Origin of the sequence: Streptomyces beijiangensis (assembly GCF_017315755.1) — a bacterium.
GTDB classification, from domain to species: Bacteria; Actinomycetota; Actinomycetes; order Streptomycetales; family Streptomycetaceae; genus Streptomyces; species Streptomyces beijiangensis.
In genome coordinates this window covers 1-313 of the sequence record NZ_JAFLRJ010001235.1, presented here as the reverse complement: position 1 = coordinate 313, position 313 = coordinate 1, and the positions used below count along the sequence as shown (strand labels likewise).

Annotated in this window: 1 protein-coding gene; it reads left to right on the top strand. The window is 68.1% G+C overall.

The features are described from left to right. The coding region (locus tag J0695_RS41315; RefSeq protein WP_206969949.1) for a CNNM domain-containing protein at nt 1-313 on the top strand (313 nt) is incomplete at both ends.

Sequence of the window (313 nt, the reverse complement as noted above, 5' to 3'; positions counted from 1 at the left end):
GTCGCGATGACCGTGGTGGTGTTCCTGCACATGGTGGTCGGCGAGATGGCGCCCAAGTCGTGGGCGATCGCCCATCCGGAGCGTTCCGCGATGCTGCTCGCCCCGTCGTTCCGGGCGGTGGTGAAGGTCGTGCGGCCGCTGATCCATGTGCTGGACGTGGTGAGCAACGCACTGGTACGGATGTGCCGGGTGAGCCCGCGCGACGAGCTGGCCTCGGTCCACGACCGGGAACAGCTCACCCACCTGGTGGTGGAGTCGGAGCGGCTCGGCCTGATCAGCGAGACCGACTCGCAGTTGCTGACCCGCTCGCTGA